Origin of the sequence: Tunicatimonas pelagia (assembly GCF_030506325.1) — a bacterium.
Taxonomy (GTDB): domain Bacteria; phylum Bacteroidota; class Bacteroidia; order Cytophagales; family Cyclobacteriaceae; genus Tunicatimonas; species Tunicatimonas pelagia.
In genome coordinates, this window is the sequence record NZ_CP120683.1 from 4,220,462 (window position 1) to 4,244,285 (window position 23,824).

Genomic DNA, 23,824 nt, shown 5'->3' on the forward strand with positions numbered 1-23,824 from the left:
GTGTTGATGTGTTAGAGCATGTTTAAATTTTATCCTTTGGGCTGCAAATTCATCTTTAATCGCTGCACTTCACCAATTTTATCGGCCATAGCTTAGGCTATTCCCTCAAAAATTGACTCGTTCAGCAACCAAATCTTGAATTTTCGCCATCAAAAACAAAACTTAAACATTCTCTTATGGATAACGCACGTTATTCGATACGTAGAGTTAAAATACTATAACATCCTAACAACTCGTACTTTAACCCCCAAACTCAATAGCAATCGAGTAAAATGAATTACCGCCTTCTTCTATACACCCTGTCATTGATTGCCTGCTTTCACGTAAGTTTGGCGCAAGACTATGAAGAGGAAAAGCTGATAATAGATACTTTTTTACACGAAGAATATTCTGAAAATAAGCCCGGAGCAGCTGTGCTGATTGCTAAAGGAGACAAAATTATCTACAAAAAAGCCTTTGGACTGGCCAATGTAAAGAAGAAAAAACCGCTAGAGACAGATATGATTTTCCAGCTTGGGTCTATGAGCAAGCAGTTTACCTCAGCAGCGGTTCTTCAACTAGTAGAGCAAAATAAAGTCTCCCTCAACGATAAAATTCAGCAGTACGTCGACTACTATCCGCCGAAAGAATACGAGATTACCATTGAACATCTGCTGTCGCAAACTTCAGGAATCCCTAATTTTTTTGATGTGGATGAAGATGAGCTTCGTCTACTCTCCCAAGAACATACTCCTCAGCAACTGATCGAGTACTACGCTGATCAACCTTTGCTATTTGAGCCGGGCACGCAGTTTCAGTACAGCAATTCTAATTATCCTCTGCTGGGAGTAGCCGTCGAAAAAGTATCAGGGTTGACATTGGAAGAATACCTAGCAAAAAATATTTTTCAACCACTGGGGATGAAGTCAACCAACCTTTGGTACCGCGAAGATTTTAAGAAAAAGCGAATTGCTCAGGGCTATCGGTTTGAAGACGGTAAGTTCGTTCGTTCGCCTAAAGTAGTAGGCTCGGTAGTTTACGCGGCGGGCGGCATTGTTTCTACCGTAGACGACTTACTGACCTGGAACCGAGCGTTGCAAAACCGAACCCATTTATCCGATACTATTGTTAAGCAACTCACTACCGAAAAGACTACGACCGACGGAACCGGAACCGGTTACGGCTACGGATTTTTCATAGGAGAACTACATAGCTACAAAACCGTAGAACATGGTGGGTTACTGTACGGCTTTACCTGCGATGCCCTGTACATACCTGAAGAGGATATTTTTGTCTGCGTTCTCACCAACAAGTCGCGGGAGAGACCCGAAGAAGTAGCTGATTATCTTGCCAGTATTATTCTTGGAGAGCCGATTAATATTCTGAGCAAGTCAGCATTAAACTACGAAGAAAAAAAGGAGTATCTGGGAACGTATCAGATGGTAGATGGGGCGAAAAAAATTATTGAGATTAAATTCGTGGATGACTTGGTAATGGTATATTTTCCAAAAGCCCCCGGAACCGAAGTAGAAATAAAGGCAACCGATGACGATACGTTCGAATCAGTAACGGCGAATATTGAGATGATATTTTCTCGAGACGATACCGGAAAAATTGTAGGCTTTACCGCCGAGCAAGGCGGCACTTCTGAATGGACAAAAATTGAATAAAACCACTTGAACAACATTCGAGAACTGGTTACATTAATAAACTAAACTTTACTCCATATACCAGCATCAGACCCCGGAATAAATCCGGGGATAACACCCGAACACATTAACACCTTGAAACTTGAACACACCCACCCTTCAAATACAAAACCTGCATAAGCACTACGGCAAAGTTCACGCGGTGAATGACTTGTCGCTGGAGGTGCTACCGGGTCAAGTTTTTGGCATTTTAGGACCGAACGGCAGTGGAAAGACCACCACGCTCGGAATTATTCTGGACGTAATTAAAAAGAAAAGTGGGGAATACCGTTGGTTTGGCGAGTTGCCCTCGGCCGAAAGCCGGAAGAAGATCGGAGCCATTCTGGAAACCCCAGTTTTTTATCCCTACCTCTCGGCAGTAGACAACCTCAAGATTATTGCGCTAATTAAAGGAGTGAATGAAAGTCGGATTGACGCCGTGCTTCAAACCGTAGGTTTATACGAACGTAAGCACGATGCATTCAAGGGTTATTCGCTCGGAATGAAACAACGGCTGGCGATTGCCTCCGCTCTACTCGCCGACCCCGAAGTGATGATTCTGGATGAACCCACCAACGGCCTCGATCCGCAAGGAATTGCCGAAATTCGCCAACTCATTGTGCAGATTGCGGGGCAGGGAAAAACCATTATTCTGGCCAGCCACTTGCTGGATGAGGTGCAGAAAGTTTGCTCCCACTTTGCCGTGCTGAAAAAAGGAAAGCTCATTTACTCCGGCAGTGTAGACGAAGCCCTCACCGGAACCGATACCGTAGAAGTAGCTGCCGATGATATGAGCTTACTGGAAGAAACTATTCAGCAATTTGCCCATACCGAATCTGTCCGAGCTGAAAAACAGTTTTTACGGGTGCGACTAAACAACAACCAAAATAGTGTTGACCTCAACCGCTTTCTGATTGAACGAGGAGTAATCGTTTCTCATCTGTCGCAGCGTACCAATAGCCTGGAGCAACAGTTCTTGCAAATCTTAGCCACTGATCCAAGTTCAGTCGGTCGTTCTGCTGTCAATCAAATCACAACCAACCATGCCTAGATTACTCGCCATTGAATGGATAAAACTTAAAAGTTACCGCCCGTTTTGGGTGCTGATGCTGCTGTATTTCGTGGTGTTGGGCTTGGTGATGAGCGGGGTAGGATTCTTCCTGGAATATCTGGCTGGTATCAACGGAGCGGAGATCAATGGGCTTGACCCATCGATGGTTCCTTTCTACGATTTTGCCGACATCTGGCAGAACCTCACCTATTTGGCTACTTTTCTAAAAATCTTCCTAGGCTTTATTGTAGTCATTTCCATTACCAACGAATACAGCTACAAAACTATCCGCCAACACATTATCGACGGCCTCACCCGTTGGGAATTCTTAGCCAGTAAATTGCTGATAATCCTGGCGATTACCTTAGTGAACACCCTTTTTGTATTGGTACTTGGAATAATTCTGGGCAGCATCTATTCGCCGGTAAAGGGGCTGGATGTTGTGTTCACTAATGCTGATTTTCTGTTGGCCTATTTTCTGGATGTAGGAGTGTTTTTAACCTTTGCGCTATTGGTCGGAATGCTCATCAAGCGTACCGGATTTGCTATTGTGCTGCTGGCATTGTACACCTTCTTTCTGGAGCCCATCGGCGCGCTTATTCTTTCGGAAGTATACGACCAGTATACGTTTCATCAGTACTTTCCCATTCGGGCGATTAATAATCTCATTCCGGTTCCCTTCGGAAAGTACGCATTTCAGGAGGTGCAAGATTACGTAGCTCTGGGCGATGTGGCTTTGGTAGTGGCTTACGCTGGGTTGTTTATCTTCCTAAGTTACCGTCTGCTAAAGACCCGCGACATTAGCGGATAAAACGTTTACTTCTATGAAAGCAGTTATCTATCAACAATACGGCAACCCCGCAGTGCTTCAACTAGTAGATAGAGAGAGGCCGGTGCCGAAGGACAATGAAGTGCTGATAAAAATATACGCGACCACCGTTACTACTACTGAATGTTACTTCCGGGCAGGCAAGCCCTTCATTACCCGCTTGTTCACTGGGCTGATGAAGCCGAAGAATAAGATACTGGGAGAAGAGTTAGCCGGAGAAATAGCGGAAGTAGGCAAAGACGTAACTTTATTTAAGCTGGGCGATCACGTGTTCGGAACGGCGGGGCCTACCTTCGGAGCCAATGCGGAGTACATTTGTGTATCGGAAGATGGAGTACTGGCTCAGAAACCCTACACTCTGTCTTACCACGAAGCGGCTGCTTGTGTAGATGGCTTTTTAACCGCTATGCCTTTCCTTCGAGATACCGGACAGATAAAAAGTGGTCAACGGGTACTGATAAACGGCGCAGCAGGTATGGTTGGCTCTGCCGCCGTGCAGATTGCTAAGTACTTTGGTGCGGAAGTAACCGGGGTAGGTAGTAGTGCCAGCCAAGCAATTATGAAAAAGCTCGGGGCCGACTGTGCGATTGACTACTCTCAGGAAGACTTTACAAGAAATGGTCAGACCTACGACATCATATTTGATGCAGTAGGGAAAACGACATTTAATCTCTGTAAACACTCTCTTAACAAAAACGGAGTATTTCTAGAAGCAGCAGTTACTCTTTCGTCCTTACCTTCCCTCATTGGCTCATCCAACGGCAAAAAGTCAAAGATTGCGACCACTGGGTTACGGTCGCCTGCTGAACGAGCTAAAGACTTACAGATACTAAAAAAGTTATTAGAGGAAGGTAAGTATCAGGCGCTAATTGATCGTACTTATCCTCTGGAAGAAATTGCCAAAGCTCACGCCTACGTAGATCAAGGACACAAGAAAGGCAGTGTAGTGATAGCAGTAAACCAGTCGAAAAACATAGATGCATCTAGTGAGACAGCAAAAAAAGCCGCGCCCTATTAGAGAAGCACGGCTTTAACTTTATTCTCAAACCACAAATCATTTGCTCACCTGTGCCGTCCGATCTTCACCAGCTCGGCGTCCGTATTCCGAGAAGATTAATGTTACGGCGTTTTTTAGGGTTTCTTCCCGATTTTTCATTTCAACCTCCAGCACTCCGGGGGCGTAACCTTGCCACACTAACTGCTTCTTCTCCCGGTCAATTAAATCGATAACTACATCGCCTTCTTTGGCCTGATCGATATTACTGTTAAACGAAGAGCCCCCCATCCACCACCAGCTACCGTAAAAACCCGGATTATAATTCTGGGAACCACTAATTCGGTTTTCAACCATCACTTGCGAGTTCACCAGCAGGTCAGGGTTCTCGCTAGAAAGCGTATAACCACGTCCTTCCATCTCGCGCTGTACTGCTTCCTTCAAACGCTTCTTCATTAGCGTATTGTAAAATAGCGGTTCCTCTCCGTCTACTTTACTATGTTCCCGCTGAAACTCATCCGCCCAGTAGAAGGTCGTGTAGTCGGCAAACTCGGCATCACGATCGTAATCCGTCAGCACTGAATACGAAGTAGTACAGCGTACTAGCAGAAAGCCAACTGCCAAAATTCCTATTATCTTAATTGTTCTCATAACTATCAGTTAAGTTGATAAAATAGATACTATGCGCGCAAAACGCAGAGCATTACAGCTTTTAACCACACACAAAATGCTCAAATACACTTAAGAAGAAGGTTGTTGAGGTAAGTAGCTCTCTTGCAGTAGTCGGGCACACTTGGCGTTAAAAAGCTGATACTTACATTATTACAACGAAAAAATTGCCGAAAAGTGTTTGGCACCGTGTTAAAAATTGCAAAAGAAAACGCCTAAAGCTTGCGCTCAACAACTGCTTTCGGGTTTGCTGAATAGCGTGGGTAGTGTACCATTTTCTTATAAGTATTCAGCAATGTGCCAGGCGAAAAGCCTAAGCGGTACATTAGAAAGACGATTCCATTGGCTACGTTCACTCTGAGATAGTGATTATCGCGGTACTTGCGGGCTGAAATTAGAGTTGCATCAGGCATTACCACAAATTTTCCGGTTTTGCGTGATCGGCGAATAAAGTCAAAATCTTCCATTACTGTGTAGTATTCATCGTAACCACCAAGTTGCTCAAAGTGGCAGCGGGTAACAAATAAAGTTTGGTCGCCACCTCGGCAGGTAATCCAGTTGAAGCGGGTGAAAAACTCATTTATTTTCAGGAGAGGATGCTCATCTTCGAAATGGCTACGGTAGCTACCGCTGGTGTAGCCCTGCTGTACATAGTTGCTAATATTCCTCAAATAATTTTGAGGGGGTAGCGTATCAGCGTGAACAAAATATAAAACGTCGCCCCGGGCTTGGCTAGCAGCATGATTCATCTGAGTGGCTCGTCCCTTTTGGGGAGAATGTAATACGTTGGCTCCAGCAGCTTCTGCTTTAGCTACCGTGTCATCGGGGCTTCCTCCGTCACAGACAATTACTTCGGCTAAGAATCGATTACGATTGTTCAACAAGTGGTGCACTAATCCGCCTATATTCTCAGCCTCGTTGTATGTCGGTATAATGACACTTATCTTCATAATCGATCAACTTCCCAGCCTTTGCCCATACTTGAAACTACTGTTGTACACCTGTTCTTCTTTAAAGTACGTAATAATAACTACCGGCCGGTTTTCTAGTTACCACAAATACCAAATTTATGAAAATGCTCACCAATATCGTTCTCTTGTTTTTGGCTTCCCTGCTAGCAATGTGCTCCTCGGCTGAAAAGAGCCAACAAGCATCACATAATAAGTCGTATCCTCATGTAGAGCTTTCTAAAGAATTGGTGCGTACGGCGAAAGAGCAGCAAGACGCTTCTGAAATTATGGATAAACTAGCTGCCGTATCAGCAGAGGAACTATCGGCTGAACTGGATACAGATGAAGCCAAGAAAGCCTTTTGGATTAATGTGTACAATGGCTCAGTGCAACATATTTTGATGAAGCAGCCCGAGTTGTTCGAAGATCGAGGAGCTTTTTTTAAGAAAGATCAGGTTCGGATCGCGGGAGAAATTATTAGTTTAGATAAAATTGAACACGGTATTATCCGAGGCTCTAAAATCAAGTGGTTGCTTGGCTTAGTATCCGATCCGTTTGCTGATAAATACGAACGTACTTTTCGAACAGATAGTGCCGATGGGCGAATTCATTTTGCGTTGAACTGCGGAGCCAAAAGCTGCCCCTACATTGCTATCTACAATGCCCCCTACATGAATGAGCAATTGGATGAGATTGCCCGCCAGTTTTTGAACCGAACTAGCACTTACGAGCCTGACGAGGAAAAAGTATTCGTTACTTCCCTATTTAGCTGGTTTCGGGGCGATTTTGGGGGTAAAAGCGGCATTCGTGATTTCCTTCGAAAGTACGATGTAATTCCGGAAGAAGCTGATCCATCCCTATCTTTTCAAGATTACGACTGGACATTGGAACTGGGCAACTATACTGATCTGAGTGCGGGAAAGACAGCAGCGAAGTAGTAGAGCTAGCCTACAAGTATCCGAGTTCATTCGGATGATTGCCAGTAGAGTAACTTCATTTGCCTGCTCAGAAATACTGTAGCAAATCGCAGATGGGTACTTCCTCATTAGTGCTTGCCTGATGTGTTTTATACACCTCCTAATCCAAATATGGATTGTCTTCTAGATTGGAAGTAGTTTATACTATGTTGACCCTAGTGCGGTGGGGAAGGTTAGAAGGAAGAAAAATATTTTTCAAGTAATCTTGACTTTTCCCGACCGTTTCGCTGGGCTGGTGCGTCCAAAGACCGAACATAAATATTACCATGATGGAATTACTAGAAAACAAAGTAGCTGCAGTCTTTGCCGCCAACGGAGCTATCGCTCGTGAAGTATCTTTCGCCCTCGCTCAAAACGGAGCAACTGTACATCTTTCCGGTAGAAATCTGGCAGCTGTTAAACAGTTAGCCACTGAAATTAACCAAGTCGGGGGAACCGCCATAGCGCATCAGGTTGATGCTACCAATGAAAGTGAAATTGATGCTTTTCTAACGAAAGTAGTAGCCGAAACCGGACAGTTAGATATTGCTTTTAACGGTATTGGACTGCGGGCGCACGAATTGCAATTAGGAACCCCCAGCACTGAACTTCCTTTTGAGAAGTTTAAGGAAGCCTTAGAGGTATCGTTAGGTTCACAGTTTTTGACCTCCCGAGCTGCCGCCAAGCATATGATAGCGGCTAAGTCAGCCGGAACAATCATCACGCTCTCCGCTAGTTTGTCCCGTATCAAAATGCCTTTCATGGCGGGAATCACCGCAGCTTGTGCCGGAATAGAGGGAATGACGAGAGTGTTAGCCGCTGAATTTGGTCGAGCAGGTATCAAAGTAACCTGTTTGAATGCGACAGCTCTAGTTGATACTCGAACCATTCAGGAAACCCAACAGCTAAACGCTAAAACCATCGGCATATCAGCCCAGGCACTAGGCGAACAGATGAAGCAAGGTTACTTGCTTGGTAAAAGCCCTTCGGCTAAAGATATTGGCAAGTTAGCTGTGTTCTTAGCGACCGATACTGGAGCTCTGCTAAATAGCCACGTAATAGATGCCGACTTTGGGGTTCACAGTGTCATTTAAATTAAGAACCAAGAAGTCAATTTTTTCCGCCGGGTAAGCAGCGTTAAGTCTTCTTTCCGGCTCCTTTACTTTTCAAAAAATATAATCATGAAAAAGATAACAAAAGCAGGCAAATGGGTTTTCGTATCAATGTTTGCCGTATTCGGCTTACTCCACTTTGGCACATTAGAATTTAGTTTACCCTACATTCCCAGTTTTCTTCCGTTTCCGGCATTCTGGGTATATTTTTCAGGTATAGCACTCGTAGCCTTCTCGATGAGTGCCTGGATTGGAAAGTTAGATAAGTTAGCCGCCCTACTGCTCGCCCTGATGATGTTCTCGTTTGTAGTACTTATCCATATTCCGGGAGCCATTGCAGGAGATTTTGTGCAAACCATTGGTATCTTTCGAGACACCACTGTGATGGGTGCTGCCCTCATGTACGCGGATAAATTTGCTAGAGACGGTAAGTATATCACTACCTAATGTATTTTTAAATTCTCCTACGCCTCGCGTCACGGTGACTCTTTACGAAAAGGGGGGATGATCTTAATGAGAGAAACAGCTTCTATGTCTATGTCACCCACTCAATTAGATAGAGTCCTTCCCCCTTAGAAAAAGGGGGACTAAGGGGGATTTCTTTCAAACACAAAGCACAAAACACAAAAAACCAATGAAAGAAGATACCTTAAAGAAAGCCATCAATGGCGATATTACCGCCTTTCAGAAATTGTTTCTGGAATTTCAAGCGCCGCTAAAATCGTATCTTTATCGTCTACTGACCGATCGTAATGATGTGGATGATCTGGCTCAAGATACCTTTGTGAAAGCCTTCGATAAGATTAGTACATTCTCCGGGGCATCGTCTCTCAAAACCTGGGTGTTTCGGATTGCCACGCATCTGGCCTACGACCACTTGCGAAGACAAAAACGCTGGCTACCCGATGCCCAGGATAAATCAAAAGCACTTGCCATGTCTACTCCCGAAATTGGCGAAGCCTTTGCTCAAGTACACCAACATTCACCCTACGGAGCTTACGATGTCCGAGAACACATCGACTTTTGTTTTACCTGCATCTCCAAAACACTGACCATTGAACAGCAGGTAGCGCTAATTTTAAAAGATGTTTACCATTTTTCTCGCAAAGAGATTAGCGGGATTATGGGCAAAACCGAAGGCGTAGTGAAGCACTTGCTGTTTGACAGTCGTAAGTTGATGATTGATATTTTTGACCAGCGTTGCGCGCTCATCAACAAAAATGGAGTGTGCCACCAATGTACCGAGCTAGCCGGAGTTTTTAACCCCAAGCAAATAAAGCGGGAAGAGTTACTAAAAATTAAAATGGTGGCTGAAGCCGAAAGTAGTGGCAAGCGTCAACTCTACGAACTGCGCGCCCAATTAGCTGCCGAAATTGATCCGCTACGTTCCGCAGGAGCCGATATGCAAGACATTATTATGCAATGCACGCGGCAAGCGGTAGGAGAAATAGAATCGCTGAACTGATTTTTTTCCGAATTCTCGAATACCTATTTTGGCAATTTAGAAAAGCGTCAATCAACAACCTAATGCCTATTTCTCGTAAAAAGCTGTTCTCACGTAGTCTACTGAGTATATTATCATTGCTGGTTTTAGCTTCCTTAAAATTAGCTGAAGCAGATAATCCCGAAGCTGAGAGACCTAATGTAGTACTAATCTTTCTGGATGATGGCGCGTTCGATGATTTTGCGCCATTTGGAAACCCCCGCTACCCTACCCCTCATGTAGAGACCTTGGCAAAAGAAGGACGAAGCTTCTACAGTTTTTACGTTCCTCAAGCCATTTGTTCCGCTTCCCGAGCGGCTTTACTGACGGGTTGCTATCCGGGACGCACTAAAGTGTTTGGGGCACATGGCCCGAAAGCTAGAGGGCTTGATCCTAAATTTGCTACGCTAGGCGAAGTGCTACAACAGAATGGCTACCGAACGGCTGCTTTCGGCAAGTGGCACATTGGCGATCAGGAAGATACCCGACCGCACAACCGGGGTTTTGATGAAACTTGCGGATTAATGTACTCTAACGATATGTGGCTACACCACCCCGAAAATCCGGAATACTGGGGGCAGTGGCCTCTGCAATACTGGGAGAACGGTGAAGTTACCATTGATACGGTACAGATTGAAGACCAGAAAATGCTGACGACTTGGTATACTGAACAGGCAGTTGATTTCATTGAGCGAAGTAAGGATGAGCCTTTCTTCGTGTACGTACCTCACTCTATGCCTCACGCCCCCATTTTTTGCAGCGATAAGTTTGCCGGAAAATCCGAAACCGGACTGTACGGCAATGTGATGATGGAGGTTGACTGGTCCATCGGGCAAATTCACCAAGCAATTAAAGATCAAGGATTAGAAGCCAATACGCTCTTCATTTTTATCGCTTCCGATAACGGTCCTTGGCTAAGCTACGGCGACCACGCCGGAATTACTCGTTTTCGGGAGGGCAAAGGCACTAGCTTTGATGGCGGGCTGCGTAATCCCTGTATTATCAAATACCCTGACGAGATCAATCCGAATACCATCTCCCATCACGCCTTCAGCTCTATTGATATACTACCTACGGTCTGCCACTTAACGAGTACCGATCTACCAGAAAATACGGTCGATGGCAAAAACGTCTGGGATCTGATAACTCATCAGGACGAAGCTAAGAATCCGCATGACTACTATGCCTTCACCAACGGTAAAGAGTTTCAGGGAGTTATTTCCGGCGACGGAAAGTGGAAGCTTCATCTGCCCCACCAGTACCGCACCGTAGCCAAAGGAGGGAAAGGGGGTATGCCCGGCAAATACGTACAAGCAAAAATTGATACCGCTCTGTTCAATCTAGTTCACGACCCCTACGAGAAAAGCAATGCTCTAGAAATCTATCCTGAGGTAGCTCAACAGATGATTGAATATGCCGAAAAGCACAAGAAGATGTTTTTTGACGAGTAGATTATAAGTAAGTTAGTTATCTGTAGGAGCGAGGTGAAGAGAAAGCGCCAATGAGTGGGGAGCTATTGTGGGCTTTAGACAGATACCTAACATCTTTTGAGCATTGTTAGAGTCTGGATTTTTTTTGCGCACAATAAATTGATAATCAATTAATTGCGAATTAATTGCTCTTGTTGATAATGCTGTTGGGTCTTCTAATAAAAAAACAAGTTAAACTAGCTAGCTGTTTACAAATAAGCTACTTTAATATATCTACTCCTCACACTTTCAATGCTGATGGAACCGTACGCCATAGTAAACCGAGATCGATTCCCACTGGTAGTAGTCACTTTTACCGGAGCAAAAGCCACTCCTACTAACTTTCAGTACTATCTGGATGAGCTACGCGCTAACTACGATCGGGAGCAGCCACTAGCCCTGGTGTTTGATGCCGCCTTAGCTAAAGTACCCGGCATCGCTTATCAGAAAAAGCAAGGGGAGTGGATGCGCGATCATCAAGGCTTTATTGAGATGTACTGTCAGGGCATTGCTTACGTTATTCCGAGTACGGTTATTCGAAATGTGTTGAAGCTGATATTCAAAATTCAGCGTGACCCAGTGCCCAACCAGGTATTTTCTAATCGAGAAGAAGGCACAGCCTGGGCTCAGGCGCAACTAGACGCGGATCGTCATCAGGTTGGCTAATGTTACTTTCTTTGTGCTAGGTGCCAAGACAAAAATACGTTATATATTTCCCCTTAAAAAAGGGGACAGAGGGATTTAGTACTTTTAAGTACTTCATACTGCATGGGTTTTGCTAGCGCCTATAATATAGCATTATTGCAACCTTAATTTCTCCATTTGTATCGCCATTCAAATGAAGTTGAACCAATTTTCAGCTGTGGTTGCTTTTACGCCTAAATAATTTGGGTGTTCTGAGGCTGTGTTGTTGCTTGTTTCTAGAGCATTAAGAATGTCTTTCACATAGAATCCTAAAAGTGCTGTCACCTACATCACTGTATCTGGATGCAACCGTTAGGCTTGTATCCTTTTTTTATTTTCGCTAGGTTCGCTGCTATACGTTTTTTATTGTTGTATCGTTAGCAACCTATAGTGCTATTTCAGGTTTATGAAGATTTTTTTGGCTATCGTTTTTTCGTGGTGGAGCGTTCTGGCTGTTGCTCAGGAGGTTGAGCCGGATTGGGAACAAGAGGGCGAGATTGACGATGCTGAAGTAGTGATTGAGAAGGAACGAGAGATCAGTTTGCCTACTGCCAGCCGTCGCTTTGAGCCTATTCCGCCAATCGCTACTACGCGCCCTACTACCAATATCACGTATCAGTTTCAGGAGGTTACCCCTACCTTGCCCGGACTCAACCCGCAGGTACGTCCGCTTAAAATTAAAAATCCACCGCTGGATAAACTATACGGGAATTACCTCAAGCTTGGTTTGGGTACCTTTATTACTCCATACGCCGAGCTGTTTGCCAACAGCACCCGAGACAATGAATACAGCTACGGACTTCGTTTGCAGCATGAATCATCGCGGCTTGGCCCGGTAGATGGCGCAAACTCCGGTAACAGCGATTCCCGAATAGGGATAAGTGGTAAGTACTTTGCCAGTGGTCATACGTTCCGAGCCCGCGCCGAGTACCAACGAGAACGCTACCATTTTTACGGATATAGTCCGTTGGTAGAACCAGAGCCAGAGCGTGATTCTATCCGACAAATATTTAATGCCATTGCTGTATCGGGCGGAATTGCTCGGGCGGAGGTAGACGCGCCGCTCAATTATGATGTGGAGGCTAAATTCATTCATCTGAGCGATGATTACCAAGCCTCGGAAAATCAAATTGAGCTTCACCTTAAAACGAACTACATTATTGCCCCCCGCCTGGAAATAGGCCTGGAAAGCGACCTGTACCTGATGCAGCGTCGCGACCAGAACCCAGAAACCCGGGCCGAAAATACGCTCAGTCGGAATTTGGTTCGGGTTCGTCCCTATCTTACCTACCGCACCTCCATTGGTGCGGGCGAAGGACTTACGGTTAAGGGAGGGTTTACGGTTGCTCATGAGAACGATACTGCCAGCAATGCCGACCGACTGCACGTTTACCCTTACGCACTGGCCACCCTACATTTTTCCGATGCCTTTCAAGTATACGCAGGTATTGATGGTAACATAGAAGCAACCTCATTATACTCCTTCACCCGTGAGAATCCGTACTTAGAAGCAGATGTGCCGCTGCTGCATACCAACCGCAACTTTACCTTTCGGGGAGGAGCCAAAGGCAGAATCAATAGCCTCTTTGGTTTTCACGCGGGCTTCTCAGCTAATAATTATAAGAATTTGTACTTCTACGCCAACAGTGCCCGAGATTCTACGCGCTTTACTGTTTTGTACGATCCAGATAATGTGTTTGAATTAAATCTGTTTGGCGAGATTTCGTTGAACAGTACTGAACAGTTTCGCTCTAGCCTTCGGGCCGACGTTTACACCTACAGCGTAGAAAACCTGGATGAACCTTGGCACCGCCCTGGTTTCACACTTAGCTGGCTCAATAGCCTCAACTTGTACGAAAAAATACTACTAAACGCTGAGCTACAGTATATGTCGGGCGTGCAGGGATTAAATTTGGCAAGTGGCACCACCCGTCAACTTGACCCAATTGCCGACCTGCATTTTCAGGCCGATTACTTATTTTCTAACCGTTTTTCCGCATTTGTCAAAGTAAGAAATATATTTGCACAGAACTACGAGCGTTTCATGAACTATCCGTCCCGAGGAATCATGTTTTTGGGCGGTATTACCTATAGTTTTTAAAATATTGATTTACAGACTATTTGGTACGCATGTGCTTTTATATTTAATATTCTTAGGGTAATTACGGTAGGATCAGTTATTTCGCAGTAGTAAGCGTAAATAGCTGATAATTATTGTTTTACCAGACCGTGCATAAACAATCCGTTATGGAAAATCAGGAAGATACCAAGTACCACTTAGAAGACAATGATGATTTCGGGTTACCCGAAGCCGACTTTCATCCTATTGACCGGGAAGAGGAGGAACCCCCTCAGTTTGAAGAGCCTCGCTACTACGTAGAAGAGGAAGAAGAAGAGTCCAACCGTGGATGGATTGTAGCGGCCATTATTGGGGTAGTAGTGCTACTAGGCTTGGCTATCTATCTTTTCCTGTTTGACGGTGTGAGTCAGGTATCCTCTTGGTTTGGAGAAGAAGAGCCGGTTGTACAAGAGTATGTAGAGCCAGCTCCAGAGCCGATAATTGAAGAAGAACCAATCTACGAAGAAGAACCCATTATTGAGGAAGAATCGGTCTACGAAGAGCCTGCTTTGGCTCAGTACCAAGGTATTGAGCGAATTTCGGCTCCTACCGGCCGCACTTTTGTGGTGGTAGCCAGCTTCGTTGATTACGACTTAGCGATGGACTATGCCCAGAAGCTAGAAGCCGATGGCATTGGCTCCAAAATATTAGACCCTTCTCCGCGTGCTCCACTTATTCACCGAGTAGCCATTGCCGATTTTGGTACGTTCTCGGAAGGAGCTGAAAATATTGATGCCTTCCGTATGGAATACGGCGACTCTGTTTGGGTACTAAAATACTAGTATGATCCTACTGCAAATCACAACCGAAACCCCTATTGATACCACCACTCTTGATTCTGCCGCCGCCGAATCAGTTACCATCCTCGACTTACTGCTAAAAGGTGGTTGGGTGATGATCCCGCTCATCATCTTATTTGCACTCTCCATCTATATTTTTGTTGAACGAATACGGGTTGTTAAACGGGCTGCGAAGGTGCCTGAACAATTCATGGAAAAAATTCGGGGGTTGGTCTCCCGAGGGGAAATTAGCTCGGCGCGGATGTTGTGCTCCCAAACTGATTCTCCCATCTCCCGAATGATTGAGAAAGGAGTTTCCCGCATTGGCAGCCCTCTCAAATCAATTGAAGCAGCTATTGAAAACGTGGGAAAGCTAGAACTCTATCGGCTGGAAAAAAATCTTACCTTACTAGCCACCATCTCCGGAGCCGCTCCGATGATTGGCTTTTTAGGTACCGTTACTGGTATGATTCAGGCATTTATTGCTATTGCCCAAGAAGAAGGCAATGTGAGTCCGCAACTTCTTTCTACCGGAATTTACGAAGCCATGATTACTACCGCCACCGGACTGGCTGTAGGTATTCTGGCCTATCTGGGGTATAACTATCTGGTTTCTAGAGTAAATAAGGTAGTTCACCAGATGGAGTATATCTCCATTGATTTTATTGACCTGCTTCAGGAGCCAACATAAAAATACGAAATACGAGATGTGAAATATGAAAAGTGAAATTTGATTGCGAACTTTCTATTTTCAATTATCCCTTATCAATTATCAACTAGATTATGGATCTGAAAGCCCGAAATAAAATAGAAACTAGCTTCAATTTTTCGTCTATCGCTGATATTATTTTTCTGCTGCTGATCTTCTTTATGCTTACTTCTTCGTTCGTTACCCCTTCAGGGTTACCCATTAATCTTCCTTCTAGTAAAACTTCGGCTATTGTATTGCAGCGAGTAAGTGTTACGATTACTCCTGACTTAGAGTATTACGTGAATGACCAGCTAGTACCAGTGGAGCAATTAGAGAGTGCCTTACGAGCGGCACTTTCTGAGCAAGAAGGTGTGGTGGTAATGAATGTAGATAAATCAGTTCCGGTAGAGCATTTGGTTCGGGTAGCCGGTATTGCTACTTTGCTGGAGGCTAAAGTGTCTATCGCCACTCGGCCAGAAACTAATCGGTAGCGTAAAAGTACCCCCGTTCTTCAATCTTAACGCATATTTCTCCGTTAACAATAAGAAACAGGTGACTGTATATGATTTCTCCTGAAGAAAAGAAAGATCGTCGGATTGCTACTATCGTCTCATTCGGAGTGAATGCTGGCCTGTTTTTACTATTCTTTTTCCTGTTGGCTTGGCAAGCTCCTGATCCGCCATTACCCGAATACGGTATTGAACTAAATTTTGGGTTAGATAATACCGGATCAGGGGAAACTACCCGCCCAGAACCTACTCCGGTAGTAGAGGAAGAACCAGTGGAAGAGGTAGTTGAAGAAGAAATAGTAGAAGAGGTTGAGGCGATAGAAGAAACTCCGCCGGAGGAAGTACAGGAGTCGGTAGAGCAGGTAGAACAAGTGGCTCCTATTGAAGATAGTCCCGATGTGGTGGAAGAAGTACCAAAAACTACCGAAGAAGTAATAGAAGAACCTGAAGAGCCAGTGCAAGAACCAGTCCCCGGTAGCTTATATCCATCTAAAAATACCAACCAAGGTAATGCTGAAGAGCCCGTAGGCAACCAAGGAAAAGAAGACGGTAAAATTGATGATCGGGCATTATATGGTGCCCAAGGGCCCAAAGATGGGGCATCTTTGCAAATGGCGGGTTGGAATTGGGACTATATTCCGCGCCCTCAGGACAATTCCAGCGAGAGCGGACGCATCACCTTTCAGATCGTAATTGACAACCGAGGTGAAATTATTAGTATTCGGACATTGGAGAAAACAGTCAGCCCGGCGGTAGAGCGTATCTACCGTGAAGCCGTTGAAGAGCTAACCTTTAGTCGCACCGGTAGTAACGCCCGTTCTGCCGCTACTTCTACCGGCAAAATATCCTTCATTATTCGTTCCAAATAGTATAATCGGCCTTCCGATTGTGTTACATATCTCATCTAATTCTTAGTAATTTAGAAGGAACTTTGCATTTGTGTTTTACGTAATTCTTTTCTAAGTTAAACTATAAACTACTGCTTTTTTATGAATAAAATCACCGTGGTTTTGGTGGATGATCACGCAATACTAACGGAAGGAACAGCAAGCATACTCAAAGAATACGATTTTATAGACTTAGTAGGGGCGGTAAATGACGGCCAACAGGCATTTAAACTAGTAGTTGAGCATAAGCCAGACGTACTAGTGGCTGACATTTCTATGCCAGGTATATCTATTTTTGATATTATTCAAGAGATAGAGAAAAAACAACTACCTACTAAGGTGCTTATCCTTTCCATGCATGATTCTCCTAATTATGTGTTTAAAGCACTCAATAATGGGGTGAACGGCTATATTACCAAGTACGCCGACCGAGAAGAAATGGTAAAGGCCATTCAGACGGTAGCTCAAGGCGATGAGTATTATAGCCAGACGATTACTCAGGTTATTGTAAAAGGCTTTAAAGAAAAGAAAAGCCAAGAAAGCAATGATCAGAACCCTATTAACGTACTATCTAAGCGAGAAAAAGAGGTGTTAACCCTGCTGGTAGAGGGCTTAAACTCTAAGCAGATTGCTGAGCGCCTATTTCTTAGCGAACGTACCGTTTCTAATCATCGGGCTAATATGCTTCAGAAATGCCAGGTGAATAATACGGTTGAGCTAGTAAGACTGTATTTAGATAATGTTAATAAATGGTAACCTGCTAACTAGGCAGTAACATTCAAATCATAGAATGCTACTGCCTTGCATCGTCAATAAATGATCATAATTGGCTACTTCTTTCTCTTGTAGCTTTTCTACTGAAACTAGTTATTATTCTTTCGCCTTTCTTTTTACTATGTAAGCAAAAAGGTGAAAGAAGTTATCCTTTACTATCTTTGGCAGCAACAGGCTTTTGATCGCGAAGGGCTCACAACTACTGATGGTCAGCCCATTATTATCCACTCTGTTGGCATTTTAAATACCAACGCTGGTCCTGATTTTTCGGTTGCCCGATTACACATCGGCGATTTGGAATGGCATGGCTCAGTAGAAATTCACGTAAAAGCCTCGGAATGGCGACACCATCGGCACCATCAGGATTCGGCCTATGAGCGAGTGGTGCTACACGTAGTTTGGGAGTACGACCAAGATGTGTACCGCTCCGATGGTACAGTGGTGCCTACTTTAGAGCTGCGATCCCGAGTAGATTCTTCGGTTTTATTCAGAATTCAATCACTGTTAGAGAATGAGCAACCATTTATACCCTGTGCTCATTTAGTTAACCAAGTACCAGCTATTACTAAAATTACGCAAGTAGAGCGAGCAGCCATTCAGCGAATGGAGAGAAAAGCTGTCGAGATACTTGAGTTGCATAAACGTCAGCAGGGCGATTGGCAAGAAACAGCTTACCACGGCTTACTGGGTAGCTTTGGGTTCAAAACCAACAAGGAAGGTATGCAGCAGCTTGCCCAAGCACTACCACTACGTTGGGTAAGAAAACGGTACCATGATTCAAATCAGCTAGCGAATCTTCTTCTCCATCAGGCGGGCTTATCAAAATACGCTGATGGTGAAGAGGTGCTGTCGCTCCCTCCTGATCTAGCCAATCGGCAATTAAACCTATCGGTGTGGCGGTACAGCCGAACTCGACCTGCCAACTTTCCGCACATCAGAATTAAACAATTAGCCGTACTGCTCAAAAAGTGGCAAGCTGATGTATCGTGGCTACTACAGATTCACCCGCCAACATATTACGCGCAGCAGTTTCGCACAGAAGCCACTTCAGATAGCGCCCCATTGGGCAATCGCAGTATTGATACGCTGATTGTTAATACTGTAGTGCCGTTGCTAACTGCTTACGGGCTGTTTTATCGTAACGATGCTTATCAGCAACATGCTTGGTCATGTTTACGAGAGGTAGAAGCGGAAGATAATAAGATTACCCGCAGATACGCCGAACTGGCTTTTCCTCGCTCATCGGCCTTAGATACGCAAGGAATACTGGAACTGTACCAGAATTATTGCACCAAAAAGCAGTGCCTCTCCTGTAGTATCGGGGCAACAGTTTTGAAAAAACAATCATTGTTTGTTTCTTAATTACTTCACCTTGGATCGGCCTGCATATTGTGGATTATTGCTCTTCATAGCTGCATAATTGTAAGTATTATTCTCCTGTGGTACTACCGCCTCCGCGGTAGCCAATTGGCTCACTGGTTTTTACCCGCTATCAGCATAAAAGTGATATGCGGTTGGCTGGTAGGTGGCTTATACCTTTATTACTACTCAGGAGGTGATACCTGGAACTACCATACCGACGGGATGGTGTTGGCTGAACTTGCCCGTACTAATTGGAGCGATTACCTCTTAAGCTGGACGAATACTGATTATTTGCCGAGCGGACTAATATACGCTGACCAACCTCGCGCCTTGCTGATGAGCCGGATGGTGAGTGTTGGTTGCCTGTTTACTCAAAACAACTATTGGCTTACCTCGTCTTACCTCTCAATAATATCTTTTGGAGGGATCTGGTATCTAGTACAAACACTTGATAGGTTTTTCCCTCGTACTCAGTTGGCGGTGGGTATTGCTTGGCTAACGTATCCTTCATTTGTTTTCTGGAGTTCGGGCATTCTGAAGGAAACCATTGCCGTAGGGCTAATGAGTCTGCTGGTTGCCCTAACAATACAATTTTACTACCGTAGTAGAAGGCAAAGAATAGTGCCCATAATTAGCTGGCTAACGGCAGCTATCTTACTGTGGCTAATTAAGTATTACTACGCTGCTCTGCTTATTCCGTTGTTATTGGCAATTACGCTCACCCGATTCATTCCTTTAAGCTGGCCTAACATAGTGGTTAGAATGGGGCTCTTATTTATTTCGCTCATTGCTTTGGCAACACTTATGCATCCCAATTTGGAGGCAGGTCGTATTTTAAGTGTAATTGTTCAGAACCACGATACCTTTATTCGCATCTCTCATGCTGAGGCAGTTATCCACTTTTACCAATTGCAACCTACGTTTAGCAGCTTTTTACTTAATACTCCTTTAGCCGTATTCTCTGCTTGGTACCGTCCGTTTCCCTTTGAGATGAATGCTACTTTGGCACAGGTAGCTGGCTTGGAGAATTTTCTGTTAGTTGTGATAAGTGTATTATCTCTACGCAAGATTGGAATAGTAAAAGTTGTAGAAAGTAATAAGCAACTATGGATACTTGCCACTCTATTGTTTTCTGTTCTATTGGGAGTACTACTTGCTATTTCTACTCCTAACTTTGGCACTTTACTACGTTATAAAGTGGCTTTTTCTCCCTTCTTGCTTTACCTCTTATTATGCCTACTGCTTCAGCGGGACAACTAATCTCTTTTGAGCCAATTCTTTTCATACATTATCTGAAAAAGGTACACTGGTAGTTTTTGAGGATAAACCCAACTTCATAACTACCCCTATCGGTGTATTTTAGCAATAATTCTGACCAGCAATAACTTAGCAAATTTTTCCAGCGAAAGAGTAGGGCGTTATTTTCAGGGTGTACGACATCGCGGCTGCCGCGCTACTGTATACCCTAGCTTCACTGGTTAGACTTTACTTTTACTTGAAGATATTAAAGTCATATGTACATGGTGCGAACGTTTAGTCAATCATCAACAGAGCTATCTGATTTAGTGTACGACGCTGAAATACATTGGCAACAGGATTTTCAGTCAGCTCAGCGCGCCTATCGAGAATATGTTACTTTAGTACGGTCTGCTTACCAAAGTAACCATCATGTGCTTGGCGAACTACGCATTAATGAGGTAGCTCCCACCGATCAGCAACGATGGTTAGATCATGCTCGCTTTTTCTACACCAAAATACCTGCTTATAGTGCTCAATTAGACCAGCAATTTGGTTTGAAGCCAGAAATATGGGCTCAGGCCCTAATAGAAGTCCACGCATTGATTTCGGCTAAAAATCAGAAGAGAAGAACAATCAGCTAGTTGGCAATATAGTGTGCTTCTGAATTGTGAGGCACTCAGAAGTGAATAGGCTCGTTTGGATGTTTCGCTTAACTAGCTATTAAGTAAGTATCAAAGTTATAATGTACGCCAAGGCCATAATTTAGGTGCCTGCGAGTAAAACGTACAATGAGAGATAGGGGAGAATGTCTACATTTTATTATCAAATGCAAGAGTAAGATACGCGCTTAGGACAAAGGCAGGTACAAACTGCTAACTATACTAAAACTAACGTCTAAAGTGCTGAGTTTGTAGCACTATAGATATGTACCCTACTCTTCTTGACTTTCTTCCCTACCTAATAAATAAGATATTGGTATTATCTTTGACCAGAGAAATAGTATAGAGGGTAATAATACACGGCTCGTATAGCCACTGCGAACAAGAGTTCTAAGTAAAAAGAAAATACATGAATAATATCGTTCTGCTATCCAATCGATTGTTTCACTATCGTGTACCCATCTATAATTACTTTCATCAGGAATTTCTTAAAGAAGGCTACAATTTTTCGGTGCTGGCTACAGAGCAGCAGCCCAACTTTGATCCTCACTTTGAGTTTGAGTGCCAAATAGAATCCCCTAGCTTTTCTAAATACAAGGCAATTATTCAAGAAAAGCAACCTGCGGCTGTTATTGTATTTATGCACTTGAAAGATCGGATTATGTGGCCAATGATTCATTGGCTGAAGATTCAGGATATTCCGGTAATCTACTGGAACCACGGCGTAAACTTACAAGACCCGGATAATTGGTATAAGAATATACTGTATCGCTATCTGCACAATTTGGCAGATGCTATCGTACTTTATTCACCCGCCGAAAAGCAGTATATCAAATCTAAGAACCACCCGAAGGTTCATATTGGCTACAATACTCTTAACTTACGTAGCTTTCCTACTATTACTCAGTCCAAAGAAGAGCTTAAGAAGGAGTGGGAGCTACCCTACAAGAAAGTGGTTTTGTTCGCAGCTAGTACTACGCTGCGCCGCCGCCTCGATCTTTTATTAGATATTTTTGACGGACGTACCGATCAAGAAATAGGGCTTGTGTTGGCCGGTTTGCGAGACTTGCCCTCTTGGGTAAAAGAAGTGGTCGACCGTAGTCCGGCTATTACGTACGTGGGGGAGATTTCTGACCAAGTAGCTTTTAATAAGCTGGTAAAATTATCTGACGTATTCACCATTCCTGGCCGTAGCGGACTTGCCATCAACCAAGCCTTTCACTGGGGGGTGCCCTACGTAACAACCAATGTGCGACAATCTCCTGAGGTTTGGTATTTAAAAGATGGTCAAAATGGCTATATTGCTGACATATCGAAAGAGGGAGATTACCGGGATAAGGTGCTACACATTCTACAGGATGATGCTTTACGTGCTCAAATGTCCGCGAAGGCTCAGGAAGTAATTCAAACTGAGGGTGATATCCACAATATGTATCAGGGCTTCTGGAATGCCTTTCAGTTTGCTACCGAAAGAAAGAAGGTAAAGCGATGATAAAGTACTTCAAATCCAAGGTAGATTTCTTTTTAAGATATAATTGGTTGTTTCAGAAAATGCTTTCTGAGGCTTCCCAAAACTTGGAAGAGGACTATAGCGTGCTAGCTCGGCGCCAAAATGATCGCTTTGTCCAGTTGGTACATTACGCAGCAAAACGCTCCCACTTCTACCGTACACTTTACGCTAAACACGGTGTCGATATACAAACAATAAAATCTATCGATGATCTGCATAAGCTTCCGGTCATTAGAAAAGAAGATATAAGAGATCAGGTTGATGAATTGAAAATTGGCAATCGCCTGCTCATGGCTAAAGGATATACTAGTGGCACCTCAGGCAGTCCGCTGGTGGTGTACCGCAACTACCGCTGTGTATTAGAAGAAGGGGCATACATTTGGGCCCAGCGAACTCGGTGTGGCTATTGGCCGGGAATGAAGACCGTATCTATGCGAGGGGATTTAGGTAGAGACGAGTTATATCGCTACGATACTCCTTCTAACACATTGTATTTATCGAGCTATAACCTGAGCGAAAAAAATGCCCGGCTTTTCTTGGACAAAATCGCCGAATTTTCTCCCTATGCCCTATTAGCTTATCCAAGTTCTGTTGATATTCTGGCTACTCTGGCTAATAACTTAAATAAGGAGGTGCATATTCCTTATATTTTTACGTCATCGGAGACACTATACGACTTCCAGCGGGAAAAGTTTGAACAGGTATTTGGCAGTAATGTGCAAGATTGGTACGGAAACGCGGAAAGAACAATTGCCCTCATGCAAAGTAAGCATAGTGGGTACGACGAACTGCCGCTGTATTCAATCAATGAGTATCGGAAAGATAGTACCATTACCACCGGGCTAATTAATACATCATTTCCGCTAATTCGCTATCAGATCGGGGATATTATTGTACCTGAAACCCCTCGGGTTTCTTATCAAGAAAGAGTTAACATAAAAAAGATCAATGGCCGGGACGATGATGTGCTACACCTTCCCGATGGTACCCAAGTAGGGCGGTTAGATGTGATTTTTAAGGGTGTTCGTAACATTGATTTTGCCCAGTTTGAGCAGAGCAAAAAAGACTCATTCATATTAAATATTGTACCTAGCGCAGATTTTAGTGAAAAAAATGAGAAAAGCCTCACCAACAATCTTATTGCTAGAGTTGGTAATGATGTATCTTACATAATCAATAAGGTTGACAAAGATGATATTAAGCTCAGTAAATCGGGAAAATATAAGTTAGTGATAAACAATATCTCTAACGAACAGATTCTGTATAAGGAAAAAATATCCTCATCTTATTGAAATACTTTCGCCATAGGTGCACACCAGGGTTAGGTTGCCATACCAATAAAAATTTCACGCCAGATATTCATCAGGCTACGGTTTGGGGCTGATTTCTACATCATCCTAGTGCACAGAAAATTTTTTATAAAGCATAACG

General features: G+C 43.9%; 23 protein-coding genes. 21 read left to right on the forward strand and 2 right to left on the reverse strand.

The window, feature by feature from the left end; genetic code table 11:
* Nucleotides 1–272: 272 nt before the first annotated feature.
* From P0M28_RS18160 to P0M28_RS18175, 4 genes are all read left to right on the forward strand, one after another.
* Complete coding sequence (locus P0M28_RS18160; protein ID WP_302204048.1) at nucleotides 273–1,649, forward strand: serine hydrolase domain-containing protein; 1,377 nt, start codon at nucleotides 273–275, stop codon at nucleotides 1,647–1,649.
* A gap of 121 nt (nucleotides 1,650–1,770) precedes the next feature.
* Complete coding sequence (locus tag P0M28_RS18165; RefSeq protein ID WP_302204049.1) at nucleotides 1,771–2,718, forward strand: ATP-binding cassette domain-containing protein; 948 nt, start codon at nucleotides 1,771–1,773, stop codon at nucleotides 2,716–2,718.
* Nucleotides 2,711–3,529: an ABC transporter permease gene (locus tag P0M28_RS18170; protein ID WP_302204050.1), complete on the forward strand. Its 819-nt coding sequence runs from the start codon at nucleotides 2,711–2,713 to the stop codon at nucleotides 3,527–3,529. The genes P0M28_RS18165 and P0M28_RS18170 overlap by 8 nt, the downstream gene beginning before the upstream one ends.
* 13 nt (nucleotides 3,530–3,542) lie before the next feature.
* Nucleotides 3,543–4,565 carry an NAD(P)-dependent alcohol dehydrogenase gene (locus P0M28_RS18175; protein ID WP_302204051.1) on the forward strand — a complete coding sequence of 341 codons (1,023 nt, stop codon included), beginning with the start codon at nucleotides 3,543–3,545 and terminating at the stop codon, nucleotides 4,563–4,565.
* Nucleotides 4,566–4,601: 36 nt separating this feature from the next.
* On the opposite strand, the gene P0M28_RS18180 is transcribed toward P0M28_RS18175, so the two are convergent.
* Both P0M28_RS18180 and P0M28_RS18185 read right to left on the reverse strand, forming a co-directional pair.
* The gene (locus P0M28_RS18180; RefSeq protein ID WP_302204052.1) at nucleotides 4,602–5,192 is read right to left on the reverse strand and encodes a DUF4136 domain-containing protein; all 591 of its coding nucleotides are present in this window, start codon (nucleotides 5,190–5,192) and stop codon (nucleotides 4,602–4,604) included.
* A gap of 233 nt (nucleotides 5,193–5,425) precedes the next feature.
* Nucleotides 5,426–6,160: a TIGR04283 family arsenosugar biosynthesis glycosyltransferase gene (locus P0M28_RS18185; protein WP_302204053.1), complete on the reverse strand. Its 735-nt coding sequence runs from the start codon at nucleotides 6,158–6,160 to the stop codon at nucleotides 5,426–5,428.
* Nucleotides 6,161–6,279: 119 nt separating this feature from the next.
* Between P0M28_RS18185 and P0M28_RS18190 the strand changes: the two genes are divergently transcribed.
* The 17 genes from P0M28_RS18190 to P0M28_RS18270 all read left to right on the forward strand — a co-directional run bounded on the left by P0M28_RS18190 (nucleotide 6,280) and on the right by P0M28_RS18270 (nucleotide 23,685).
* Nucleotides 6,280–7,098 (forward strand): DUF547 domain-containing protein, encoded by an 819-nt coding sequence (locus P0M28_RS18190; RefSeq protein WP_302204054.1) that lies wholly within the window; start codon nucleotides 6,280–6,282, stop codon nucleotides 7,096–7,098.
* Between the two features lie 305 nt (nucleotides 7,099–7,403).
* Nucleotides 7,404–8,210 (forward strand): SDR family NAD(P)-dependent oxidoreductase, encoded by an 807-nt coding sequence (locus tag P0M28_RS18195; protein ID WP_302204055.1) that lies wholly within the window; start codon nucleotides 7,404–7,406, stop codon nucleotides 8,208–8,210.
* Nucleotides 8,211–8,297: 87 nt separating this feature from the next.
* Nucleotides 8,298–8,675, forward strand: coding sequence for a DoxX-related protein (locus P0M28_RS18200; protein WP_302204057.1), 378 nt, complete (start codon nucleotides 8,298–8,300; stop codon nucleotides 8,673–8,675).
* 187 nt (nucleotides 8,676–8,862) lie between these two features.
* Nucleotides 8,863–9,693 carry an RNA polymerase sigma factor gene (locus tag P0M28_RS18205; RefSeq protein WP_302204058.1) on the forward strand — a complete coding sequence of 277 codons (831 nt, stop codon included), beginning with the start codon at nucleotides 8,863–8,865 and terminating at the stop codon, nucleotides 9,691–9,693.
* Nucleotides 9,694–9,755: 62 nt separating this feature from the next.
* Nucleotides 9,756–11,162 carry a sulfatase-like hydrolase/transferase gene (locus P0M28_RS18210; protein WP_302204059.1) on the forward strand — a complete coding sequence of 469 codons (1,407 nt, stop codon included), beginning with the start codon at nucleotides 9,756–9,758 and terminating at the stop codon, nucleotides 11,160–11,162.
* 276 nt (nucleotides 11,163–11,438) lie between these two features.
* On the forward strand, nucleotides 11,439–11,846 hold the full coding sequence (locus P0M28_RS18215) for an STAS/SEC14 domain-containing protein (protein ID WP_302204060.1): 408 nt from the start codon (nucleotides 11,439–11,441) through the stop codon (nucleotides 11,844–11,846).
* Between the two features lie 424 nt (nucleotides 11,847–12,270).
* Nucleotides 12,271–13,965: a porin family protein gene (locus tag P0M28_RS18220; protein ID WP_302204061.1), complete on the forward strand. Its 1,695-nt coding sequence runs from the start codon at nucleotides 12,271–12,273 to the stop codon at nucleotides 13,963–13,965.
* A 146-nt stretch (nucleotides 13,966–14,111) separates the two neighbouring features.
* Entirely contained in the window at nucleotides 14,112–14,765 is a 654-nt protein-coding gene (locus tag P0M28_RS18225; RefSeq protein WP_302204063.1) for an SPOR domain-containing protein, read from the forward strand.
* Nucleotide 14,766: 1 nt separating this feature from the next.
* Complete coding sequence (locus P0M28_RS18230) at nucleotides 14,767–15,453, forward strand: MotA/TolQ/ExbB proton channel family protein (RefSeq protein ID WP_302204065.1); 687 nt, start codon at nucleotides 14,767–14,769, stop codon at nucleotides 15,451–15,453.
* A gap of 92 nt (nucleotides 15,454–15,545) precedes the next feature.
* Nucleotides 15,546–15,944, forward strand: a complete 399-nt coding sequence (locus P0M28_RS18235; RefSeq protein WP_302204067.1) for an ExbD/TolR family protein — start codon at nucleotides 15,546–15,548, stop codon at nucleotides 15,942–15,944.
* Between the two features lie 71 nt (nucleotides 15,945–16,015).
* Nucleotides 16,016–16,831 (forward strand): hypothetical protein, encoded by an 816-nt coding sequence (locus tag P0M28_RS18240; RefSeq protein ID WP_302204068.1) that lies wholly within the window; start codon nucleotides 16,016–16,018, stop codon nucleotides 16,829–16,831.
* A 120-nt stretch (nucleotides 16,832–16,951) separates the two neighbouring features.
* A complete protein-coding gene (locus tag P0M28_RS18245; protein ID WP_302204070.1) occupies nucleotides 16,952–17,605 on the forward strand; it encodes a response regulator in 654 nt (217 codons plus the stop codon).
* Nucleotides 17,606–17,758: 153 nt separating this feature from the next.
* Nucleotides 17,759–18,985: a DUF2851 family protein gene (locus tag P0M28_RS18250; protein ID WP_302204072.1), complete on the forward strand. Its 1,227-nt coding sequence runs from the start codon at nucleotides 17,759–17,761 to the stop codon at nucleotides 18,983–18,985.
* Nucleotides 18,986–19,090: 105 nt separating this feature from the next.
* Nucleotides 19,091–20,245 carry a hypothetical protein gene (locus P0M28_RS18255; RefSeq protein WP_302204073.1) on the forward strand — a complete coding sequence of 385 codons (1,155 nt, stop codon included), beginning with the start codon at nucleotides 19,091–19,093 and terminating at the stop codon, nucleotides 20,243–20,245.
* Nucleotides 20,246–20,505: 260 nt separating this feature from the next.
* Entirely contained in the window at nucleotides 20,506–20,865 is a 360-nt protein-coding gene (locus P0M28_RS18260; RefSeq protein WP_302204074.1) for a hypothetical protein, read from the forward strand.
* A 427-nt stretch (nucleotides 20,866–21,292) separates the two neighbouring features.
* The gene (locus tag P0M28_RS18265) at nucleotides 21,293–22,375 is read left to right on the forward strand and encodes a glycosyltransferase family 4 protein (RefSeq protein ID WP_302204075.1); all 1,083 of its coding nucleotides are present in this window, start codon (nucleotides 21,293–21,295) and stop codon (nucleotides 22,373–22,375) included.
* Between the two features lie 83 nt (nucleotides 22,376–22,458).
* Nucleotides 22,459–23,685 (forward strand): phenylacetate--CoA ligase family protein, encoded by a 1,227-nt coding sequence (locus tag P0M28_RS18270; RefSeq protein ID WP_302204077.1) that lies wholly within the window; start codon nucleotides 22,459–22,461, stop codon nucleotides 23,683–23,685.
* The last annotated feature ends 139 nt before the right edge of the window (nucleotides 23,686–23,824 follow it).